This window comes from Sporolactobacillus laevolacticus DSM 442 (genome assembly GCF_000497245.1).
In the GTDB taxonomy this organism is placed as follows: Bacteria; Bacillota; Bacilli; order Bacillales; family Sporolactobacillaceae; genus Sporolactobacillus; species Sporolactobacillus laevolacticus.
The window spans coordinates 241487-263628 of the sequence record NZ_AWTC01000001.1 but is presented as its reverse complement, the minus strand read 5'-3'; the positions used below and the strand labels follow the sequence as shown (position 1 = coordinate 263628).

At 43.5% G+C, this 22142-nt stretch carries 21 protein-coding genes and 1 other annotated feature; of the genes, 18 read left to right on the top strand and 3 right to left on the bottom strand.

Annotated elements, in window-relative coordinates; genetic code table 11:
• Positions 1-217 precede the first annotated feature (217 nt).
• Together yihA and hemL are read left to right on the top strand one after the other, a co-directional pair.
• Positions 218-802 (top strand): ribosome biogenesis GTP-binding protein YihA/YsxC, encoded by a 585-nt coding sequence (gene yihA, locus P343_RS20690; RefSeq protein ID WP_023508601.1) that lies wholly within the window; start codon positions 218-220, stop codon positions 800-802.
• A gap of 145 nt (positions 803-947) precedes the next feature.
• Positions 948-2243 (top strand): glutamate-1-semialdehyde 2,1-aminomutase, encoded by a 1296-nt coding sequence (gene hemL, locus P343_RS20685; protein ID WP_023508600.1) that lies wholly within the window; start codon positions 948-950, stop codon positions 2241-2243.
• 82 nt (positions 2244-2325) lie between these two features.
• On the opposite strand, the gene P343_RS20680 is transcribed toward hemL, so the two are convergent.
• Positions 2326-2745 (bottom strand): hypothetical protein, encoded by a 420-nt coding sequence (locus P343_RS20680; RefSeq protein WP_023508599.1) that lies wholly within the window; start codon positions 2743-2745, stop codon positions 2326-2328.
• Positions 2735-2947: a helix-turn-helix transcriptional regulator gene (locus tag P343_RS20675; protein WP_023508598.1), complete on the bottom strand. Its 213-nt coding sequence runs from the start codon at positions 2945-2947 to the stop codon at positions 2735-2737. Before P343_RS20675 ends, P343_RS20680 begins: the two co-directional genes overlap by 11 nt.
• Before the next feature lie 181 nt (positions 2948-3128).
• Between P343_RS20675 and P343_RS20670 the strand changes: the two genes are divergently transcribed.
• The 4 genes from P343_RS20670 (at position 3129) to P343_RS20655 (ending at position 7341) form a co-directional block, all read left to right on the top strand.
• Positions 3129-3803, top strand: a complete 675-nt coding sequence (locus tag P343_RS20670; RefSeq protein ID WP_023508597.1) for a DUF421 domain-containing protein — start codon at positions 3129-3131, stop codon at positions 3801-3803.
• A 188-nt stretch (positions 3804-3991) separates the two neighbouring features.
• Entirely contained in the window at positions 3992-5356 is a 1365-nt protein-coding gene (locus tag P343_RS20665; RefSeq protein WP_023508596.1) for a LysM peptidoglycan-binding domain-containing protein, read from the top strand.
• Complete coding sequence (locus P343_RS20660; RefSeq protein WP_023508595.1) at positions 5349-6341, top strand: hypothetical protein; 993 nt, start codon at positions 5349-5351, stop codon at positions 6339-6341. The genes P343_RS20665 and P343_RS20660 overlap by 8 nt, the downstream gene beginning before the upstream one ends.
• The gene (locus P343_RS20655; RefSeq protein WP_023508594.1) at positions 6292-7341 is read left to right on the top strand and encodes a hypothetical protein; all 1050 of its coding nucleotides are present in this window, start codon (positions 6292-6294) and stop codon (positions 7339-7341) included. Before P343_RS20660 ends, P343_RS20655 begins: the two co-directional genes overlap by 50 nt.
• Positions 7342-7357: 16 nt before the next feature.
• On the opposite strand, the gene P343_RS20650 is transcribed toward P343_RS20655, so the two are convergent.
• Positions 7358-7540, bottom strand: a complete 183-nt coding sequence (locus P343_RS20650) for a hypothetical protein (RefSeq protein ID WP_023508593.1) — start codon at positions 7538-7540, stop codon at positions 7358-7360.
• A 177-nt stretch (positions 7541-7717) separates the two neighbouring features.
• Positions 7718-7980: a binding site (T-box leader), on the top strand.
• Positions 7981-8062: 82 nt separating this feature from the next.
• On the opposite strand from P343_RS20650, the gene P343_RS20645 reads away from it, so the two are divergent.
• From P343_RS20645 to P343_RS20590, 12 genes are all read left to right on the top strand, one after another.
• Positions 8063-10696: a valine--tRNA ligase gene (locus P343_RS20645; protein ID WP_023508592.1), complete on the top strand. Its 2634-nt coding sequence runs from the start codon at positions 8063-8065 to the stop codon at positions 10694-10696.
• A gap of 107 nt (positions 10697-10803) precedes the next feature.
• The gene (locus P343_RS20640) at positions 10804-12114 is read left to right on the top strand and encodes a bifunctional folylpolyglutamate synthase/dihydrofolate synthase (protein WP_023508591.1); all 1311 of its coding nucleotides are present in this window, start codon (positions 10804-10806) and stop codon (positions 12112-12114) included.
• 204 nt (positions 12115-12318) lie between these two features.
• Positions 12319-14007 (top strand): sensor domain-containing diguanylate cyclase, encoded by a 1689-nt coding sequence (locus P343_RS20635; protein WP_236620310.1) that lies wholly within the window; start codon positions 12319-12321, stop codon positions 14005-14007.
• Between the two features lie 154 nt (positions 14008-14161).
• Positions 14162-15199: an SPOR domain-containing protein gene (locus P343_RS20630; protein ID WP_023508589.1), complete on the top strand. Its 1038-nt coding sequence runs from the start codon at positions 14162-14164 to the stop codon at positions 15197-15199.
• Between the two features lie 173 nt (positions 15200-15372).
• The gene (gene radC, locus P343_RS20625) at positions 15373-16059 is read left to right on the top strand and encodes a RadC family protein (RefSeq protein ID WP_023508588.1); all 687 of its coding nucleotides are present in this window, start codon (positions 15373-15375) and stop codon (positions 16057-16059) included.
• Positions 16060-16184: 125 nt separating this feature from the next.
• Positions 16185-17228 (top strand): rod shape-determining protein, encoded by a 1044-nt coding sequence (locus P343_RS20620; protein ID WP_023508587.1) that lies wholly within the window; start codon positions 16185-16187, stop codon positions 17226-17228.
• A gap of 41 nt (positions 17229-17269) precedes the next feature.
• Positions 17270-18148: a rod shape-determining protein MreC gene (mreC, locus tag P343_RS20615; protein WP_023508586.1), complete on the top strand. Its 879-nt coding sequence runs from the start codon at positions 17270-17272 to the stop codon at positions 18146-18148.
• Entirely contained in the window at positions 18145-18660 is a 516-nt protein-coding gene (gene mreD, locus P343_RS20610; RefSeq protein ID WP_023508585.1) for a rod shape-determining protein MreD, read from the top strand. The genes mreC and mreD overlap by 4 nt, the downstream gene beginning before the upstream one ends.
• Before the next feature lie 123 nt (positions 18661-18783).
• Complete coding sequence (gene minC, locus P343_RS20605; protein WP_023508584.1) at positions 18784-19476, top strand: septum site-determining protein MinC; 693 nt, start codon at positions 18784-18786, stop codon at positions 19474-19476.
• Between the two features lie 23 nt (positions 19477-19499).
• Entirely contained in the window at positions 19500-20297 is a 798-nt protein-coding gene (gene minD / locus P343_RS20600; RefSeq protein ID WP_023508583.1) for a septum site-determining protein MinD, read from the top strand.
• Positions 20298-20508: 211 nt separating this feature from the next.
• Positions 20509-21300 carry a M23 family metallopeptidase gene (locus P343_RS20595; RefSeq protein ID WP_023508582.1) on the top strand — a complete coding sequence of 264 codons (792 nt, stop codon included), beginning with the start codon at positions 20509-20511 and terminating at the stop codon, positions 21298-21300.
• Positions 21293-22135, top strand: a complete 843-nt coding sequence (locus P343_RS20590) for a site-2 protease family protein (protein WP_023508581.1) — start codon at positions 21293-21295, stop codon at positions 22133-22135. The genes P343_RS20595 and P343_RS20590 overlap by 8 nt, the downstream gene beginning before the upstream one ends.
• Positions 22136-22142 lie beyond the last annotated feature (7 nt).

Genomic DNA, 22142 nt, shown 5'->3' with positions numbered 1-22142 from the left:
AGATTGGCATCCAAGGACCAGGCGCAGCCTGGTTTTTTCAATGCAAAAATTCAGGTAGACATACTAGTGAAGTGAACGAAGTATTCGATGGCAATGACTTTGACATGTACATCGTGCCTCGTCCATTGGACAGAGGCAATCAACATAAGATAGAATGTGTATACACAACAGATTGTTGTCAAGTTCTTTAGAAGACGCAATCTGAGGAGAGATGACTATGAAAATTACACAAGCGGACTATGTGATTAGTGCCGTAGGTCCGGCACAGTACCCAACAGATGGGTTGCCGGAAATTGCCCTTGCTGGGCGCTCCAACGTCGGCAAGTCTTCGTTTATTAATAAGATGTTGAACAGGCGAAACCTAGTTCGAACTTCTGAAAAACCAGGAAAAACGCAAAAACTGAACTATTTTATTGTTAATCAGGCTTTTTATTTTGTGGATGTTCCGGGCTATGGTTATGCGAAGGTGTCGAAAACAGATAAAGAAGCATGGGGACGCATGCTGGAAGCCTATTTTGCTGAACGGGATTCCCTAAGCGCAGTTGTCCAGTTAGTTGATTTGCGTCATCCGCCTTCCAAAGAGGATATACAGATGCATGATTATCTGGTTTATTTTGGACATCCAGTGATCACGGTTGCAACAAAGTCGGACAAAGTGCCGAAGAGCAAGCATCAGAAACATAAACAAATGATCATCCATGATCTTGGACTTAGCAAAGATGAGCCGCTGCTGCTTTTCTCATCACTGAACGGAACCGGAAAGGAAGAAGCATGGCGTGCACTTGAGCCGTATTTGCATTAAACGAACACGTGATAAAGCAACACATGAGACTGAAAGATATTAAATGAGTGAATATGAAACACCTTGTTTTATATGAAAAAGAATATTCACTTCGCATGTACATAAATGCAAAGCAGGCTGTTAGGCTAAGGGGAGAAAAAGAACGATGAATTTCAGTAAATCCATTGCGGCTTATGACGAGGCGAAACCACTAATGCCAGGGGGTGTCAGCAGTCCGGTACGTTCGTTTCCGTCAGTTGATCTGAGCCCAATTTATATGGATCATGGAAAGGGTTCTAATATCTATGATCTGGATGGTAATGAGTATATTGACTACATATTGAGCTGGGGTCCGCTGATACTCGGCCATGCGGATGAGAAAGTCGTGCAATTAATTAAAGAAACAGTAGAAAAAGGAACTAGCTTCGGTTCGCCGCATGTGCTTGAAACAAAGCTTGCAGAACTGGTGATCAACCGCGTGCCTTCTATTGAAAAAGTGCGTTTTGTGAACTCTGGAACTGAAGCGACGATGAGTGCGATTCGGCTTGCTCGCGGATATACCGGCAGGGACAAGATTTTGAAGTTTGAAGGCAGCTACCACGGTAGTGCCGATTCACTGCTGATTAAGGCAGGCTCTGGTGTAGCCACGCTCGGGCTCCCTGACAGTCCAGGTGTTCCTGCGCAGCTTGCCAAAGATACACTCACCGTTCCATACAATGATTCTGAACGGGTTGTCGAAATTTTTAAACAGTACGGGCATGACATTGCCTGTGTAATTGTGGAACCGGTGGCAGGCAATATGGGGGTGGTACCTCCGGTTGACGGCTTTTTGCAGGCATTGAGGGATATTACACAGGCTTATGGTTCACTGTTAATCTTTGACGAGGTCATGACCGGCTTTCGCGTCGCCTACAATTGCGCACAAGGCTATTTCGGCATTACACCAGATCTGACGACACTTGGAAAAGTAATTGGCGGCGGGCTCCCAGTAGGGGCTTACGGCGGCAGACTGGAAATCATGAATCAAATTGCACCTGAAGGCCCGGTTTACCAGGCAGGCACGCTGTCGGGAAATCCGCTTGCCATGGCTGCCGGCTATATGACGTTAAGCCAACTCACACCCGAAGATTATCCGGAATTTAGAAAAAAGGCGGACAGACTAGCAGAAGGGTACATAGCAGCAGCGAAAGAATATCATATTCCGCTAACCGTCAACCAGGCAGGCGCAATGATGGGCATCTTCTTTACTGATCAGAAGGTTATTAATTACAAACGGTCCAAATCATCAAATCTCAGTCATTTCAAGACATATTTTGGGCAAATGATCGAACAAGGGATTTCTTTGCCACCGTCACAATTTGAAGGTGTATTTCTATCGACGAAGCATACGATGGACGATATTGAAAAAACAATTCAGGCTGCAGCACACGCATTTAAAGTAATAGCAGATTTAGAAGTATAACAATCATATAGAACAGTGAACGTTCATTAAAAAACTCAGGATGAAATTATAGTTTTTCGTCCTGAGTTTTTTTCTTATTTGATTAGATTTCTTTTCCATATTTGGCCGTGTACACCATTTGAAAAACGATTCCTGTCAAGTAGATACAAACTGTTCCTAAAGTCACCCAAAGTGATGCTTTCAGTAAAATGGTTAGGAATGACACACAAATAAGTAAGACAATCAGAGCCTGAAACGCTTTTGCTTTCGCTTTTTCTGTGATTAATATATTCCGCTCATCTTTTTGTTCAATTTCTTTTTGTTTTTTTATTCCTGGATTTTTTTTGTAAAGGAAATATTGTAAGAACCAAATCACGGCAAAACTAAATAATGAGCCACCAATGCCAATACATAACCCTGAGATATTTTTCATACGGTCATAAATTAAAAATAAACCGGAGAAAATCAAAAAACAGCTGCATAATAACAAAAGGACAGGTGGCCAAAGCTTATTATTGTTCATGATTAACATCCTCCTCGTAAATGAAGATATCCTCAATAGATAATTGAAAATAACGGGCGATTTTAAAGGCAAGCAAAATTGACGGGTTATATCGGCCATTTTCCAGAGATCCAATGGTTTGCCTTGAAACTTCTAATGCTGCTGCGAGATCCTCCTGCCTAATACCATGACTTTTTCGGATTTCCTCCAATTTATTTTTCAAGAACGTTCTCCTCTCATTGAATGGAAAGCATGCTTTACATGAATATCCTATCCGAGTTAAAGGGTAATGTCAAGTTAGCTTTCCTTTTTTTGTGGTGGACATCGTTCATTAAATAATTATCCTGTTTTTGATCATACTAACTATGTTTTCAAGACTTTTATCATCTGAAGGTGAATCGTATATGCACTTTGTAAAAATCGCTATTGAGCTGGTTGTCGGACTTTCCACGCTCTTCCTTATGACAAAAATACTTGGCAAAGCAACCCTTGCACAGATAACAGCATTTGATTTTATTTCTGCTATCGTTTTAGGTGAGTTTGTCGGAAATGCGCTATACGATAAGAATGTGGGAATTGGTTCAATTCTATTTGCAATTGCACTTTGGGGAGTGATGATCTACATCGTTGAGTGGTGCACGCAGAAAATCCGCTCTACGCGCGCATTTCTTGAAGGGAAACCGACCATTATCATACGTCACGGTCGTATGGACAGGAATGCGATGAAAAAAGAGAAGCTCGATGTCGATATGCTTCAGAATTTGTTGAGACAAAAAAGTGTATTCTCAATTCGCGAAGTAGAGCATGCGATTTTGGAAACCGACGGAACAGTCAGTGTGCTTAAAAAATCCAAATATGCCACGCCGACTTTGGAGGATTTGCAGCAACCGAAAAAGCCTGTCTACTTACCCTATACAATCATTGATGACGGTGAAGTTGACTGGGAAAATTTAAAAGCAGCCGGCCTTAATGAAGAATGGCTGCTAAAAAATCTTCGTATGCATCATATTCACAATTATAAAGACGTGTTTTATTGTGAATGGAAAAAGGACGAAGGCATTTTTATTGAGAAGATGTAAACAAATGATTTTAACGAGCGCCTTTGAATTGGCGCTTTTTTGTACCTGTATAACCCATGCGACTAGCAATCGGAAAATTGATTTAAGCGGTGAAACGGCTGTCTTATCCAGCAATTAATGAATGATTGAGCATAATTCTGCACCTCACGCATAGAACAATATTAAGAACGGATGAGAGGGTGGAAGGAATGTCTCAATCTTCGAATGATCGATTGCAGTTTTCAATAAATGAATCAGTGTGGCTCAGAGATGACGCACCTGCTGAAGAAATATTGTCCATGGCTCTAGAGCCTGATATCACAGTAGAAGAAAATTGGAATGACGTTACAATCAAGGGTTTTCTCCGGTTAACAGGAGAGTTCAGACCGGCAGAAATCTCTGCGGACGCGGTAAACGATGCGGAAAATCAGACCGCCCCCTTTCGTACCATCGATGAAATCATGGAAACAGGCAGTGGAACGGATACTTTAGAGCATCATTTCCCGATTGACATCACCATTCCGGCTGATCGCGTGCCAAATCTGGAGAATCTATTCGTTGTCATTGACTCCTTTGACTATGAACTGTCCGAGCATCGTCATATCCAGCTGCAAGCGGATATCGCGATCACCGGGTTGACCAATAACGATCCGGTTGACAGAACCGAGAAACCGAAAGAATCGGCCAAGGCACCAATCAAGGCACCTGTTCAGAAGCCGGCGCCGGCACCAGCGGCAAAACCTGCAATCAAGGAGAAGGCTGAGAAGCCTGAAAAAGCTCTGAAACCAGCAAAGGAAGCGCCTGTAAATAAGGCAGAAAAGGCAAACAAGCCTACAATAGAAGCACAGGCTGAAAAGCCTGCAGCAGAGAAGCCAGCCCAAAAGAAAGAAGCAGCATCAGAAAAAGAAGTAGCATCAAAGAAAGAAGCAGCCCTCAAAAAAGAAGTGGCGTCCAAAAAAGAGGAGAAACCTGTCAAAGCAGAAAGTAAAAAGAAACCTGCCACTAAGGGAAAAAGATTATTGAACAGTGAACTTCCCCTAGGTGATACGGATTTTGCGTCCGATATTGATGAAATGCCGATCGATCGACTTGGCGATGAAGAGAACCCTGATTTCCAGTACGAGGCATTTCGGAATCCGGATTTTGAGAACGAAGAGGACAGCGCGCCGCTTGTTGCATTCAAAGGAATAGATGGTACTGAAACTATTGACAGATCAGAAGTAGTGCAGCCCGCACAATCAGTTCCTGAGGCTGCACAACAACAAAGTGCACCACCGGTAGCTAAAAGCGCGCAAGAAGCCGAACCAGAAACTGCAGAAGCAGAAAAAGAGGCCAAGGCACCTGAAGCAACCAGCCTCTACCTGACCAAGGTGCTCGCCGGCGAAGAAGAAGAGCAAAAATCTCGGCTCAAGATTTGCATTGTACAGTCTGGCGAGTCTCTGGAAAGCATATCTGAACGATATCATGTTCCAGTAACAACGCTTTTGAGAAAAAATGAACTGACTACAGGAGAGATTGAACCAGGCGAACTGTTGTATATACCGAAAAGCACTAAGGCTGCCAAGGATGAATAATGAACAGGCGATGCTTTTATCTGCGGTGCAGGCGAACTATTATTTTGGCCACTTGCGCATCGCCAATGAGCAACCACTTCTGATCGAAACCGAAAGAGGCTTTAAGAAAATTAGAATTTGGGAAGATGAAGCCTTATTGAAGCTGCATCTTCAGTGGCGAGAGCGTCTCGTAAATGACCGGTACTTTATCGACCGTATGTATGTGACACGCTCAGGATTTCCTTCGATCCGCATAGGGCATTATTCTGTGACTTGCCATGATGCCCCACGGGAACAGGCATCACTTGCTGAAAATGAGGAACTGTGGGCAGGCTTGATCACGCACTTAGTTCAAGTAAGTCGCAGCGAGCCGGTCGATGACAGGCATTTCTCATCATCTGCACGAGTGCACACTGTGTTTGAACAGGCTAAGAATATGAATCTTCAGGGGCTTGACTTATGGAAAATGATCGACGCTTGCTTCTCTTCCGCCTGTGGACGCGCTGAGCAGGCGGATCGTTTGCGCGATCCATACCGATTTCAGAGCAAAACTTTTTTACTGCCTGACGGTTTTTCACCCGGCACATGCACCCGGCTTTTTGATACCTTGTTTTTTGAACTTGGTCAATCGAGACCGGCGGATGGTTGCCGGATATTAGCTCGATTCTTTTTAAATGAAGCATTGGCAAATGGCGAGCAATCTGTACACAAACTTTTTCAATTGTTAAAGAGCGGCGGAAGCTTTGATCAGAAAATCGCTGATCTGGTTCTTGCGGAATGGCTTGAACCTGACGAATGGATCTGGCTTGTGAATGCAGGAATACAGGCGCACGAGGGCCAGAATGATGATATGACTCTAAAAACATTTAAACAATTATGGGATAAAAAAATATTGCTGATTCACATATTCAGAACTATTTTTCCACAACCCGGAGAAACAGTTGGGGGTACGGATTTTGGGTCCAACGGAGAACAATCAGATCAATCGAATACTTTTTCACTATGATCTTTCACCTGATAATCTTACCTCTCAAGGTAGTCTGATCAAGGTTGAAACCAATTCCGGCACTTTTGCGCTTAAGCAGAAAGCGTTAAGTGAGCACCAAATACGCAGCTTACAGACGGTATATGCCTTGGCACGTCGATTGGTTATTGATGCCGTTTGCCCTCTTCCTTCAAAGTATGGGGATCTAGTTATCTGGGGAGAAAATCTGAGTTTTTATTTAATGCCTTGGTTTCATGAAACAGTAGACGATTCGGACCTCCCAGAACGTTACCGGCATCTTTTCATTAAAGCCGGTCAGCTGCATCGGCAGACGCTGGAAAAAGAGGCGGAATGCGGTGCGCTTTATCAGAGTATGGTACGTGTACTTAATTCTAGGCAGATGGTTTGGGAGAACTTCTTGTATAGTGCGGAACACCAAGTTTACCCGTCACCTTTTGAACAAGTCGTTATGAAGTCTGCATCCATTTATCTCACCAATATGCAACGTGCCAAGGATTTTTTTTCACAGGAGAAGGATGCAGATGGTAAAAATAAAAAAATGAGACGCGCGCTTTGCCACGGAAGATTGAGTCCACTGCATTTGCTGATTGAAAAAGAAAGGAGCTGCCTAACCAACTTCGAAAATAGTGAGGACGGCTTTTTTGTGGTTGAAACCGCCTCTCTTTTTGAACAAGCAAGCGCAGTGCTGAGCGCTGGGAAAACAGATTGGCGCAGCTTCTTTACTTCCTATTCATCCGCTTGTCCGATGTTTGACGAAGAAAAAGAATTTCTGCTCCATTTTCTTCTGTTCCCGAGTGCACACGCCGAATTGCTCGGCAGATACATTCAATCAGAATCGAAGAGCGAACAGTGGTTTGTCAGACGCTGGACGAACCTGTGCCGTGTGCATCAGAATATGTTCACGTCAATCAAACAGGTGATGAATGAAGAACAAAAGAAAAAAGAAGAACTTCTGGCAAAAGAGGCGGAAGAAAATAAAAAAGAATCGGATGATACCTAACCGGTACTGCTGCGGCTCAGAGCCACTTTTTTAAAAAACCGACGTAGATAAAGAAAAGAAGAGCGGTGAGTAGCACATCCATTGATGTCGGCAGAAAAATAGTGCGGATTAATTGAAAAAGAGCGAGCGGCAGAACGACGATACTCAATCCTTCACGGCATTTTTTTAAAAATGGTTGAAAACGTTTGTTCTTGAACACGATGATTGCTCCTTTCAGTAAAAAGACTTCAGGTTGGCTATGCTCATAGTTTATGTGCTTCATGGTCTGTATGTGCGCTTGACCCCAGGGACGTGAAAAATTTTCAGTTGGCATTGACTAGTGGAACATGAAATCTATATAATGAGTACAAAACACATTATTGTTCTGTGTCAGAGTGAAAATGCTGAGACAGGGAGTAGTACACATCTTTAAGCTAGAAGAGGATTTCCCGGACTTTGTGAACATCCTCTACAAGAGAGAGAAGCTGATGCGCTGAAAAGCTTCTTTAGCCGCCGGAGTGGAAGTAGCCCTCGAGCAGTCTTTCTGAAAGATTGATTAACGATCAAGTAGGAAAGTCCGGATTTCCGTTATCGATTCAATAAGGCGTGTTTCCTGCACGCGAATAAAGGTGGTACCACGGAGCTTTCTTCGTCCTTGTGATGAAGAAGGCTCCTTTTTGCGTTACTTCTGCCTGCTTAAACAAGAGCATGATGATAAAGATTGTTAAAGGAGCGGTAAATGATGGGAAAAGAATTGGCGACGAAATATGATCCGAGCCAGAATGAAGAGAAATGGTACAAAACTTGGCTGGAAGAAGGGTATTTTAAGGCGGAAAGTGATCCGGAGAAAAAACCGTATTCAATTGTAATCCCACCGCCTAACGTTACGGGAAAACTTCATCTCGGTCATGCCTGGGACACAACAATGCAGGATTTGCTGATTCGTTTTAAGCGGATGCAGGGCTATGATGCACTTTACTTGCCGGGTATGGACCATGCAGGCATCGCAACACAGGCAAAAGTTGATGCCAAGCTTCGTGAACAGGGCAAATCACGTTACGACTTAGGACGGGAAAAGTTTTTGGAAGTTGCTTGGGACTGGAAGAAAGAGTACTCCGGATTTATCAGAAAACAGTGGGCTAAGCTTGGGCTGTCTCTGGATTATTCAAGAGAACGTTTCACGCTTGATGAAGGACTCTCTAAAGCTGTTCGCAAAGTGTTCGTCGACCTATATAATAAAGGGTTGATTTATCGTGGAACCTATATTATCAACTGGGATCCGGCAGCACGAACCGCGTTATCTGACATTGAGGTTATTTATAAAGAAATCCCTGGCCATCTCTGGCATGTGAATTATCCGCTATCCGACGGATCAGGTTCCATTCAAATTGCGACAACTCGTCCTGAAACGATGCTCGGTGACACTGCTATCGCCGTTCATCCTGAAGATGAACGTTATAAAGACATTGTCGGAAAAACGGCGATTCTGCCGCTTGTTGGACGAGAAATCCCGATTGTTGCCGATAGCTATGTAGATCAATCGTTTGGAACCGGCGCTGTTAAAATCACACCGGCACATGACCCGAATGACTTTGAAGTGGGTATGCGTCATAACTTGCCTCAAATTCTCGTTATCGACATTACCGGAAAAATGAACGAAAACGCAGGTAAATATCAAGGGTTAGATCGCGAGGAATGTCGAAAACAAATCGTGAAGGATCTTGAAGCATCCGGAGCGCTTGCCTATGTTGAAGAGCATACTCATGCGGTTGGGCATTCAGAGCGAACCGGCGTTGTCGTTGAACCGTTTCTATCAACACAATGGTTCGTAAAAATGAAGCCACTTGCTGAAGCATCTTTGAATAATCAGAAGTCAGATGACAAAGTTAATTTCGTTCCTGAACGATTTGAAAAGCAATTTAGTCATTGGATGGAGAATATTCGCGATTGGTGTATTTCCAGGCAGCTTTGGTGGGGTCATCGGATACCGGCATGGTACCACAAGCAGACCGGTGAAGTGTATGTCGGTATGGAAGCACCAAAGGATGTTGAGAACTGGAAACAGGATGAAGACGTTCTGGACACATGGTTTAGCTCCGCACTCTGGCCATTCTCTACGATGGGCTGGCCAGATGAAGAGGCAGCGGATTATAAACGCTACTTCCCGACAGATACACTGGTGACGGGCTATGATATTATTCCGTTCTGGGTTGCGCGTATGATCTTTCAATCGATTGAGTTTACTGGAAAGCGACCGTTCCGTGATACCTTGATTCATGGCCTCGTACGTGACGAACAGGGACGTAAGATGAGCAAGTCGCTTGGTAACGGGATTGATCCGATGGATGTCATCGCAAAATACGGTGCCGATGCACTTCGCTACACGCTGGCAACCGGAACAACACCGGGTCAAGACCTTACCTTCCAATGGTCGAAAGTAGAGGCTAACTGGAATTTTGCCAATAAAATTTGGAATGCTTCGCGATTCGTCATCATGAATTTGGAAGGATTTACGCTAAAAGATATGGACTTGTCTGGCGAACGTTCAGTAGCCGATCGCTGGATTCTTACCCGCCTGAACACGACCATCGAAAAAGTGACAGCCCTTTATGAAACCTATGACTTTGGGGAAGCCGGCCATTACTTGTACCAATTTATTTGGGATGACTTCTGCGATTGGTATATTGAGATGGCGAAATTGCCGCTATATGGTGAAGATGATACAGCAAAGAAGACAACGAAGTCTGTATTGACTTATGTGCTCGATAAAATTCTTAAATTGCTTCACCCGATCATGCCATTTGTGACCGAAGAGATTTGGCAACATATCCCTCATGAAGGTGAGACGATTATGCATAGTGAGTGGCCGGTTGCGGTTGCCGAGTGGAGTGATCCAGAAGCAGATAAAGAAATGGCTGCTTTGCAGAACGTGATCCGTTCCGTGCGCAATATTCGAGCTGAAATGAATGTTGCGCCTAAGAAGCCGGTTGATCTTCTGATCAAAACCGCAACGGATCGCGAAACGAAGATCTTTGAACAAAATAAGACATACATTGAACGTTTCTGCAATCCATCGGCGCTCGAAATTGGAACAGCGATCCAAGCTCCTGAAAAAGCAGTGTCTGCCGTTATTTCCGGTGCTGACATTTATCTCCCGTTATCCGGCCTGATTAATCTGGATGACGAAATCAGCAGACTGAACAAAGAATTGGATAAAATGAACGCTGAAGTTGAGCGCGTTGAGAAGAAATTAAACAATCCTCGGTTTGTTGACAAAGCTCCGGAACAAGTAGTAAATCAAGAGCGTGAGAAACAAGCGGATTATCTGCAGAAACGCGATAAACTGCAAGCAAGAATTGCTGAATTGCAAGCTTGATTGCGTTAAAATAGGAGTACGATCATTGGCCAAAACGGTGGTGGGAGCTTAATCGCCCGCTGCCGTTTTCTTCATCAATGTAAACTGTTCATTCGGAGGGCACAGTCATGTTTGAAACAATTAATGAAACACTTCAATGGATTCACGAGCTAATTCCGCACGGCATCAAACCTGGAACAAATAGAATGGAATGGATGCTTGATAGACTGAACAATCCGGAGCGCAAGATACGTGCCATTCATGTCGGCGGAACCAATGGAAAGGGATCAACCGTATGTTATCTCTGGCATATTTATGAGGCAGCCGGCTTAAAGGTCGGCACCTATATATCACCGTACATCACTTCATTTAACGAACGAATGATGGTGAACGGACAGCCGATCTGCGACGATGATTTGGTGAAAGCGGCCAATATCGTTTATCCGCTTACGCTCGCGGTCGATCAGGAAACCGATCTGGGCATACCTACTGAATTTGAGGTCGTGACGATGATAAGTTTTGTCTATTTCGGTCAGTTAAACCCATGTGATTTGGTTATCTATGAGGTAGGACTTGGTGGCAGATTGGATTCAACAAATGTCATCCATCCGCTTGTATCGGTTATCACGAATGTCGCGATGGATCATATGAAGCAGCTTGGAAACTCAATCAAAAGCATTGCCTTCGAAAAAGCGGGAATTATCAAAGACAGAACAGGCATTGTAACATCGGCAGAACACCCTGATGCGCTTGCGGTAATTCGTGAGAAAGCTGAAGAAAAAAAGGCGAAACTGTTTGTTCTTGGTCATGAATTTGATGCACACCCTCTTAGTCATGGTGAGGAAGGCGAACATTTCAGCTTTGAATCCGATTTTATTCATGAAACCGATCTGACTATTCACATGAAAGGCAAACATCAATTGAAGAATGCTGCTGCTGCGCTCATGGCGGTTGGATATTTGAGGAATTATTGCGGGATAGACCCAGGTGAACAAGCGATACGCTCCGGACTTGAGAATGCTGCGTGGCCAGGCCGATTTGAGAGAATGATGAAAGCCCCACTCGTCGTTATTGATGGGGCTCATAATGTTCAGGGAACTGAAGCACTTGTTCAAACGGTGAAAAGATACTATGCCGATCGTACTATTCATCTACTCTATGCTGCATTAAAGGATAAAGAATATGAAAAAATGATCCACCTGATTGAAACTGTTGCAGACGATATTACGCTGACATCTTTCGACTATCCACGTGCAGCAGAAAGTGGACTGCTCTATGCAGCCGCGCAGCATCAAAAGAAAGTGAACCAACCGGATTGGAAAGCGGCTCTTCGTCAGTTAATTGAAGCGACGAAAGAAGATGAAATGCTGCTTGTTTGCGGTTCGCTTTACTTTATTTCAGCTGTCCGACATGAATTGTTATGCTTTCAAAACCGTTGATTCTTGTCTGTAAATGCCGGATATTCAGAAAACAAGGGACAAAACAATTGGGCGATTTTTGTGGAAAGTTGAGAAGGTTTTGAAAAACCTTTTCAACTTGTCTTTGTTTTGCTACAATACACTTAGTAAAAAAGTAATAGGATAGAAGATTTTCGAATTCAAATCGCACATGCAAGGATAAAGGAGGTAGTGCGATTGAGCGAAGTGAAGCGACGAGCGGTAAGCGCAATCTGGATCCTTACATTGATTTTTACACTACCTCTTATCTACATGGCTGATCCACCACGAAATGTTACGCCTTCTTCATTGGCTACTGTAGGCATCGTTTTTGTATTAACCGCTCTCTTCAGTTTTAAAGTTAAGGGAACAGATATCATTGTACTTCAAGGAATAGGACTTGCCTCCTTCCTTATTTTTGGTTTGTTTGTCGAGACATTGCTGACGCAATTCGGCATTTTTGTCTATTTGCTGTCCCAGAGAATAGGAATCAGCGATGCCCATCGTATCCCTGTAAATTCATTAATGTTTCTCGCTGTCTCCATATCTGCCGGTTCGATGTATTATGCGCTCGGCGGCGAAGTTGAGATGATTTCAGGTAATGTTCTTGATTTAAATTTTATTCCGATTATCGGCTTTTACTTTTCAGCTTATGTGGTCAATACGATTGCACTACATATTATACGAAGATGGTTGCTTAGTCCACCGGTAAAGTTGAAATTTTTCGATAAAGACACCGTATGGGAAGTTGCAATGACGATACTGATGATGCCGCTTGGCATCGCCTTTTACCTCATGTACGCCACAAAAGGCTGGCTTGGCATGATGATTATTGCCGTACCTATGGTTACGCTCTCTGTTATTATTCGTCTTATAAACAATAGTCAAGTCTTAATTAATTTTTTGCAAAGTGTTAATCATCTTGGACAGCAGCTTACAGAAGAACTTTCTGTGAAGCATGTGTTTGATCTACTTTTTGAAAAAACGCCGAAAATGCTGCCGGTCGATTATCTTTATGTTGTTTTGTACACCCATCCGGAAAAACCAAAGCTCGTTCGTATGTTCCGTAAAGATGAGGGTGAGTCGTTTGTTCCTTTCCAACAGGAAGCCGATATCAGTCTCAGTGTATATCGCCAGTCCAAGGCGATTATTGGTTTCGGCCGCGCGAGAGACATGTATCCTTTCCTTGACGCGCTTTCCAATGGACAGGCAAAGTCCTATTTGTCTGTTCCTATGATGCATCGCGGCCAGGTTATGGGCGTGATGACGATTGCTTCTCATTTAAATAAAGCCTATACAAAAACAAGCAGAATCGGGATGGAAATTGTTGGCGATTTTTTAGCCATTGGACTTGAAAACGCTAAAAATTTTGAAATTCGAAAAAAGGAAAGCGAACGTTGTCCGCTTACGGATCTGTTTAACTACAGATATTTGATGAAGGCTATCAGTAAAATGTACAATAACCCATCGATAGAAGTCTTTTCGATTATCATGATGGATATTGATAATTTTAAAAGAATTAATGACACATACGGGCATCAGAATGGAAACGCGATCCTGATTGGAGTCGCCAATCGTCTGAGAAAAACCGTTGGACATAAAGGCATTGTGGCTAGATATGGCGGTGAAGAATTTACGGTGCTGCTCCCAGGACTTGATCGTAATTTGTGCTTCGCTGTGGCGGAAACGATCCGGCTAGCTGTTGCGGCTGAACCGTTTATGATCTTTAATGAATCCGAGAATCGCTACGATCAGATTTATGTGACGATCAGTCTGGGAACATCAACAGCACCGGTTGATGCGACTGAGCCTTCGGAACTGATCTACAATGCCGATCATGCGATGTACAGAGGAGCAAAGCAGAAGGGGAAGAACCGAGTTGCACGTTTTGTCTGATCCGGCTTACTGACGTGCACAGTTTCATATATGTGAAGCGTGAAAAACAGCGAAAAAAGTTTGGGACGAGACGACAAATGTCTCGTCCTTTTTCATTCTTGGTGTGCTACTATTTTCGGAAGAAGAGTTTTGTCTTGCTGTGAGGGGGATAAATGTGTCCGATAACAAGAAACAGGCACCCCATGTGACGGTTACGTTCAATGGAAAAAAACATAATCTTGATGAATGGACAAGAAAAGAGACGGCGGCTGATAAGGATAAATCACTTGACTGGAGCACTGCCTTCTCTACTGAGCTTAAGTCTGTAGATGAACACGCGCACGCACCGTCACATTTGCTCACTGACCAGGATGCGTTTGTAAAACGAAAACATTCTTTGTTCAGAGGAAAGAGAATTTGGCGTCCGAAACAACACCAGATTTCAGGGCCCGTTCGCATCATTCGTTTTTTCTGGCTACCTGCAGCGGCTGCGGTGGTTGTCGGATTAGTGATTGGTTTGTCCATGTTAACGATCTTCAGTCAGCAAAACCATGCGGTGAAGGATACGTGGGCAAATTCAGGAAAATCGCCGCAAACAGAAGAAAAATCACAAGCTATTCAAAACCAGGATCTTAATTTATCTGTTTATTTAATACAAGCGGGGCTTTTTGGATCAAAAAGTAAAGCTGATCAAATTGCAAGCCAGCTCCGAAATCATGGGCCGTCTATTCTTATGGCTACTCCAGGAGGAACGGCGATTTTTGTCGGTGTCGCAGAGACAGATGCAGGAGCAAGCCAACTGCTTACTCGTGATAAAGATCAAGGGCTGACCGTTTTCAAGAAACAGATGCAATTCCAGCCGGCTACAGGATTTCTCAATAATAAGAAACAAGCGAATAGCGCGCTTGATGGCAAAAAGTTGATGCTGGCATTTCTGGCCGCTTCTGAAGAATCACAGAATGGAGCAAGTAGTCCATCTAAAAAAACAATGCAAAATATGGACAAGCTGTATGAAAAGTGCAGAACAAATGCAGCGTCGACAAATGATAATACGGTTGGCCGTTTTCTCGCAAGTGTGGACCAGTCGAAAAATGCCGCACAAAAACTCGCGGCCAGCCATTCTGAAGCGCAGTTTGTACAATTTCAGCAATCCTTGCTTGAATCAGTTTCTGAATATGGGGTAATGATTAATAGCACAAATGGAAAAAAATAATTCACCCTATTTTTGTGCTTTATTGACATAAATTATAGTTTGCCGTCGAAAATAATGGACGACTACCACAAAAGTCGTGTCTTTTTTTGCTTTTTCCATTCTGCAGAAGTCAGCCAGAAAAGGTATGGTATATCTTAAATGGCATTGCCTTCAAAGAATGGGGGAATCGGTAGATGAACAAAAACGTGATGATGAGAGATGTACCTCAAGGGGACCGCCCGAGAGAGCGCCTGATTCGTGAAGGAGCGCCGACGCTTTCCAATCAGGAACTGCTAGCGATTCTACTGCATTCAGGTACAAAGAATGAATCAGTCATGCAGCTTGCTGAACGGTTAGTCAGCCAGTTTAAAGGCTTAGAGCTATTGAAAGAAGCGAGTATTGAAGAACTAAAAAGCGTGAAGGGTATCGGGACAGCCAAGGCGGTCCAGCTGCTGGCCGGATTCGAGATCGGCCAACGCATGGCGCGTATGGTTCATGATTCCCGTTATGCGATCCGCTCTCCGGAAGACGGCGCGGATTATGTGATGGAAGAGTTGCGTGCTTTAAAGCAAGAGCATTTTGTTGCCTTATTTCTTAATACCAAAAATCAGGTCCTGCAAAAGAAAACGATCTTTGTAGGCAGCTTGAATACCTCAATAGTTCACCCGCGAGAGGTGTTCAAGGAAGCGGTTAGGCAATCGGCGGCATCGATTATCTGTTTTCACAATCATCCAAGTGGTGACCCAACACCAAGCAGGGAGGATATCGATGTCACGAAACGTCTTGTTTCCTGCGGCAAAATGCTTGGTGTTGATGTTTTGGATCATATTGTGATCGGTGATCGGAAATTTGTAAGCTTGAAGCAAAAAGGCTTGATCTAAAAGATCAGCAGGTAATGGAAAACTGATGGGTTTTTGTGGACATTTTGCCCAAGCCCTATAAATTCAAGATCAATTAAGATATAATTAAGTGCATGAGTTCTGCAACTTGAAGGGAGATTACATAGATGTTTGGCGGATTTTCTAAAGATATGGGTATAGACCTCGGCACGGCCAACACTTTAGTATATGTGAAAGGCAAAGGTGTGGTCGTTAGAGAGCCATCAGTCGTCGCATTGCATACAGACTCAGGTCTGATCGAGGCGGTCGGCGGCCCAGCCAAGAATATGATCGGTCGTACACCGGGCAATATTGTAGCGGTACGACCAATGAAAAATGGTGTGATCGCGGATTTTGAAACGACAGCGACTATGATGAAATATTTCATAAATCAAGCTCAAAAACAAAGGTCGATTTTTTCACGTAAGCCAAGTGTAATGGTTTGTGTGCCTTCAGGCATAACTGCAGTGGAAAAACGTGCTGTTGAAGATGCGACAAAACAAGCTGGAGCACGTGAGGCGTATACAATTGAAGAGCCTTTCGCTGCTGCGGTCGGTGCCGATCTTCCAGTTTGGGAACCGACAGGAAGCATGGTTGTTGATATTGGCGGAGGAACGACTGAAGTAGCGATCATTTCGTTAGGCGGCATTGTAACGAGCCAGTCGATCCGGATAGCAGGAGACGATATGGATGAAGCCATTATCCAATATGTAAAGAAGACGTACAACTTGATGATTGGTGAGCGATCAGCCGAATCCTTGAAAATACAAATTGGTTCTGCTGGCGGCTCAGAAGAAACAGAGAATGCCAAGATGGAAGTCCGCGGCCGCGATCTTTTGTCCGGATTACCGAAAACCATTGAAATTTCCGGTAAAGAGATTGCTTCAGCCTTGAGCGATTCCGTCAACCAGATTGTAGAAGCGGTCAAAGTGACCTTGGAAAAGACGCCGCCTGAACTTGCTGCTGATATTATGGATCGCGGTATTGTCCTGACTGGCGGCGGCGCTCTGCTGAAAAATTTGGATCATGTTCTGAGCGATGAAACCAAGATGCCTGTGATGGTGGCTGAGAATCCGCTTGATTGCGTTGCAATCGGTACCGGCCGTTCACTTGAAAATTTGCCTTTGATCCGCTCTAAAGCTAATACTATTTCATTGTCAAACAAAAAATAATTCCTTTCGAATGGAACGTAAATGATTAAGCAGGTGTCTCTATGCCTTCATTTTTCTCAAATAAAAAATTGATTGTCCTTTTAACAAGCCTGATTGTTTTGATTGCTTTGATTAGCTACTCTCTTAAAGAGGGTACGCGTTCTACATGGACGGAACAATTTGTTCAGGATGTTGTTGGAGGGTTTCAATATGTTGTTAATGTACCCGCTCGCTATGTAGCGGGTTTCTTTCAGAATGTCGATGATATCAATAATGCTTATAAAGAAAATAAGCGACTTAAAGAAAATCTAGCAGATTATGCGAGTGTTGAGCAAGAAAATAGAGATCTTTCGATGCAAAACAATGAATTGAAAGCGCAGTTGAACTTGCTTAAAGATCCTGCACTTTCAGATTTTAAAAAGTATTCAGCAACCATGATAGGAAGATCAAGCGATCAGTGGAATCAGCTAATAACTTTGGACAAAGGCAAAGTCAACGGTATCAAGAACGGGATGCCGGTGATCACGTCTGGCAGGCGTCTAATCGGAAGTATTTCAAAAACCGGGAATTTTACAAGTAAGGTCTCGCTTATCTCTGATCAGCAAAATGTAAACCAGATCTCCGCGGTCATTGAAAACAAAAATTCGCAACCGGTATTCGGCATGATTGAGGGATATGATCAGAACAAGGGTGTTTTACTTTTTCAGAAAATCCCGATCAAGGCGAATGTGAAAAAAGGTCAGATCGTTACGACATCGGGTTTAAGCGGCAAATATACAAAAGGTCTTGTGATTGGCACAATTACTCATGTCACGACAGATCAATATGGACTTACAAAGGCTGCTGAGGTCAAACCTGCTGCCAATTTAAATGATCTAAGCTATGTGATGATCATTGAAAGAAAGGCGCAGACGTCCAGTAGCGGGGGGAAGGGCAATTGAAGCAGATCAAAGTCTTCATTTTTCTATTTCTCCTCTTTCTTATTCAAGGGACCGTTATGCCCCTTTTTCCATTTAGCTATGCTTGGGGTAAGGCTCAGATCGTCCCCGAATTTGTGCTTGTTGCATTGCTCATGGTTGCTTTTTTTGGCTCAATAAGCTGGGGCTTAAAATATGCCGTGCTGTTTGGTTTTTTAATCGATATAATCTATTCGTCCGTGCTGGGGGTCTATGCGTTTAGCTTGGCAGTCGCCATCTATTGCGCTCAGATTATTTCCCGGTGGGTAAACATGAATGCGGCAATGACTATGCTCCTGGTGGTTGCAGGTGTATGTATTATGCAGTGTGAAGTCTATGTCATTTATCTGATGATTGGCTTAACCGACCAGCAGCCTTCCTTTTTCTTTCAATGGAATCTTATCCCAACTATCTTGCTGAATGTGCTTTTTGCGGCAATCATCTATTACCCATTCAGACGTTATTTGGAACGGATTTCGGATGGACCTGAAAAATAAAGGCATTTTTGCCGATAAAATAATCAATAACTAATTTTCGACTGCTTATGATACTGCTTGCTTATTTAAGAAGGATTATGTCCTTCCTCTATTGAATAAAAACATATCGAGGTGAAAATCCCGATGTCAGCCAATCATCCACTTGTAACGATGAAAGGCAGGAAAGACGGGCTTGTGCTCGTTATGGATGACTCTTGCGCTTATCACGATTTGTTGCATGAACTTAAAGAAAAACTGACGGTAAACGCCAATCTTTATAAGAATGGTCCTGTCATATCGGTAAAAGTTCAAGCAGGAAATCGTTATCTTAGCGAATCGCAACGAGATGAACTCAAAAAAATGATTCATGCTTTTGACTATCTGAAAGTTGATGAGATCCAGTCAAATGTGATGACGTTTGAGGAATTTTCGAAAAAGAAGACACAAGAAAAAATTGTGCCGATTGCTCGAATTATCCGCTCCGGACAGACGCTTTCCGTCGAGGGAGACCTGCTTTTGATCGGTGATGTGAATCCGGGAGGAATCGTCTCGGCGACGGGAAATATCTATATTTTTGGTGCGCTGCGGGGCATCGCACTTGCGGGTTCCGGCAGTGACGGAAAGCATGCCGTGATTTGTGCCTCCGTCATGTCGCCAACTCAGTTAAAAATAGGTCAGGTGATCAGCCGAGCTGAAAGCGGACCCGTTGAAGAGATGAACGAAAACCAGAAACTTGAATGTGCATACCTGGACGAAAGTGTTGGAAAAATCGTTATTGACCGGATGCATTCCGTATTGAAGAAACATGATTTTTCGTTCGCGCTTGAGAAGATGTAATTTTATTGAAGAGGGGTGCAACCATGGGGGAAGCAATCGTTGTGACTTCAGGCAAGGGCGGTGTCGGCAAGACAACTACTTCAGCAAATATTGGAACGGTTTTGGCATTGCAGGGAAAGAAAGTTTGTCTTGTGGATACGGATATCGGTTTGCGTAATTTAGACGTTGTTATGGGGCTGGAAAATCGAATTATTTACGATCTTGTAGATGTGGCGCATGGCCGATGCAAATTGAATCAGGCGCTGGTAAAAGATAAACGATTTGAATGTCTCAGTATGCTTCCGGCTGCCCAGACAACCGATAAGATGGCCGTAAATCCATCTGAAATGAAAAAAATGGTTGATGAATTGAAAGCGGATTTTGATTATATCATTATTGACTGTCCGGCAGGTATTGAACGTGGCTTTAGAAACGCCGTAGCAGGTGCAGATCATGCGATTGTTGTGACAACCCCCGAGATTTCTTCAGTGCGAGATGCTGACCGAATTATCGGCTTACTTGAGCAGGAAAAGCAGATTACTCCGCCTCGGTTGATTATTAATCGCATTCGTCAGCATATGCTGAAAAAGGGCGAAATGCTCGAGATTGATGAGATCATGAACATTTTGGCAATAGATTTACTCGGTATAGTTTTGGATGATGACGGAGTAATCTCATCTTCGAACAAGGGTGAGCCGGTTGTCCTTAATCCATCATCAAAGGCTTCGCAGGCCTACCGAAATATTGGAAGGCGGATTTTAGGCGAGACCGTGCCGCTTATGGCGATTGAAGAAAAAAATGGATTCTTGCATCGATTTAAATCATTGTTAGGTATGAGATAAAAAATAAATAAAACCGCGAATAGCGGCCATTGTTCGAGAAACTCTCGAGTGATGGTCGCTTTTTGTATGTTCATATTTTATATGATACGCGCATAGAGTGTTCATAGAAGCTTGTTTCAATGTCCAAGCTACCTGCAGATTTTAACCCATCAATCTATCCATTTATTGAAACCTTATCAGAAAAAAGGACAAGGTGGAAAGGAAGCCGAACATGAAAGACGTTACGGATTATAAAAGGAGACATTTAGAACGAAAAAAGAGAAAACTAATGATGCTGCAGGCACCACCCAAGTCATATCCGAAATACAGAGAAACGAGCAATCGGCGTGATCCATATCCTTACTGGGAACATACGGATGAGGGGCAGCACCCGCCTATTCACCGATCACGCCGTTTCTTTGTTCAATGTCTTGTCTCTGCTTTGCTCGTCGGCTCAACCTATCTGATTAATACGAGTACTGGTGATCATTTTCACGCGGTGAAAAATTCGATTAAGACAGCGATGACGCAGGAATTCCAATTTGCGGCTGTTTCTAATTGGTATGAAAAGAATTTGGGAGATCCAATAAGTTTTCTGCCCAGCTTTTCCAACAATACATCGAAATCAGCAGATGGCGGTCGTTCGATCAGTACAAATCGTACGAATTCTTCGTCCTTTGCTGAACCGGTTATCGGTGAGGTGAAGTCTCCATATAGCAATACTACGAAAGGGGTAACCGTCGAGACTTCATCACACTCTGAAGTTCGGGCAGTCAAAGATGGTCTTGTTGTTTTTGTCGGCAAAAAGAAGAATATCGGCGAAACCGTTGTTATCCAACACAAGGACAGCGATGAATCATGGTACGGGAAGCTTGATAAGGCTAACGTAAAAGTGTATCAGGAGGTGAAAAAAGGACAGAAGATCGGCATTACCTCTGGAAAAGACAAAAAAGGAACGTTCTACTTTGCGCTGAAAAAAGGTGAAAAATTTATCGATCCCATACAGGTGATGTCCTTTGACTAGACTGCTGCTTTCTAAAATCAGAATCCATCCGATTTTCTGGCTTGTCATTGCGGCAGGAACATTGACCGGACATCTGTGGGAGACGGTAATCGCTTTTGTGATTGTCTTGATTCATGAACTTGGACATGCCTTTACAGCTCACTGGTTTGGCTGGGAAGTGACGGAAATTGAGTTGCTTCCTTTCGGCGGAGTTGCTAAATTGGATGAACATGAAGAACATCCGTTTCATGAGGAATGTCTTGTTCTGATTGCCGGTCCGCTGCAGAATATCTGGCTGCCGCTGCTTTCGTATGGATTTCTGGCTTTTCCATTCTGGGGCGCGGCACAACATCAGATCTTTTTGAGCCAGAATAGTGCATTACTCCTGTTTAACCTGCTGCCCATATGGCCTTTGGATGGAGGGAGGCTGATGCATGTTTTTTTAGAAGTCGTGTATCCATTTAAACAGGCTTATAAAAGAGCACTTTATTTCTCAATTGCGGCTTTGCTTGCTTTCAGTACCCTCGCATTGTGGCATTATCCATTTTCAGCTAATCTTTGGATTATCATTTCATTCATTCTTTTCGCTATCTATAAAGAAAGACGTTTGCTCCCGCTCCGTTTCCTTCGTTTTCTGCTGACGCTTTCGAGCACAAAGAAAAGATATGCCAGGTTGAAAAATCTTTCGGTTCCAAAGGAAGCTTCATTAACCGATGTGTTTTCAATGTTTTATAAGAATGCGGAGCATCACATCCATATAAGAGGAGCAAAGAAGCCCGATATCGATGGCAAATCACTCGCCGATGCTTATTTTAAAGGCCAGTGTAAAGGAAATAATATCAGCGATTACCAGTGATCCCGCC

Coding starts and splice junctions, on each gene's coding strand:
- P343_RS20660 (WP_023508595.1), top strand. CDS start 5,349: ATGAATAATGAACAGGCGATGCTTTTATCTGCGGTGCAGGCGAACTAT.
- hemL (WP_023508600.1), top strand. CDS start 948: ATGAATTTCAGTAAATCCATTGCGGCTTATGACGAGGCGAAACCACTA.
- P343_RS20670 (WP_023508597.1), top strand. CDS start 3,129: ATGCACTTTGTAAAAATCGCTATTGAGCTGGTTGTCGGACTTTCCACG.
- P343_RS20595 (WP_023508582.1), top strand. CDS start 20,509: ATGAAAGACGTTACGGATTATAAAAGGAGACATTTAGAACGAAAAAAG.
- P343_RS20645 (WP_023508592.1), top strand. CDS start 8,063: ATGGGAAAAGAATTGGCGACGAAATATGATCCGAGCCAGAATGAAGAG.
- P343_RS20620 (WP_023508587.1), top strand. CDS start 16,185: ATGTTTGGCGGATTTTCTAAAGATATGGGTATAGACCTCGGCACGGCC.
- P343_RS20680 (WP_023508599.1), bottom strand. CDS start 2,745: ATGAACAATAATAAGCTTTGGCCACCTGTCCTTTTGTTATTATGCAGC.
- minD (WP_023508583.1), top strand. CDS start 19,500: ATGGGGGAAGCAATCGTTGTGACTTCAGGCAAGGGCGGTGTCGGCAAG.
- radC (WP_023508588.1), top strand. CDS start 15,373: ATGAACAAAAACGTGATGATGAGAGATGTACCTCAAGGGGACCGCCCG.
- P343_RS20640 (WP_023508591.1), top strand. CDS start 10,804: ATGTTTGAAACAATTAATGAAACACTTCAATGGATTCACGAGCTAATT.
- mreC (WP_023508586.1), top strand. CDS start 17,270: ATGCCTTCATTTTTCTCAAATAAAAAATTGATTGTCCTTTTAACAAGC.
- minC (WP_023508584.1), top strand. CDS start 18,784: ATGTCAGCCAATCATCCACTTGTAACGATGAAAGGCAGGAAAGACGGG.
- P343_RS20665 (WP_023508596.1), top strand. CDS start 3,992: ATGTCTCAATCTTCGAATGATCGATTGCAGTTTTCAATAAATGAATCA.
- yihA (WP_023508601.1), top strand. CDS start 218: ATGAAAATTACACAAGCGGACTATGTGATTAGTGCCGTAGGTCCGGCA.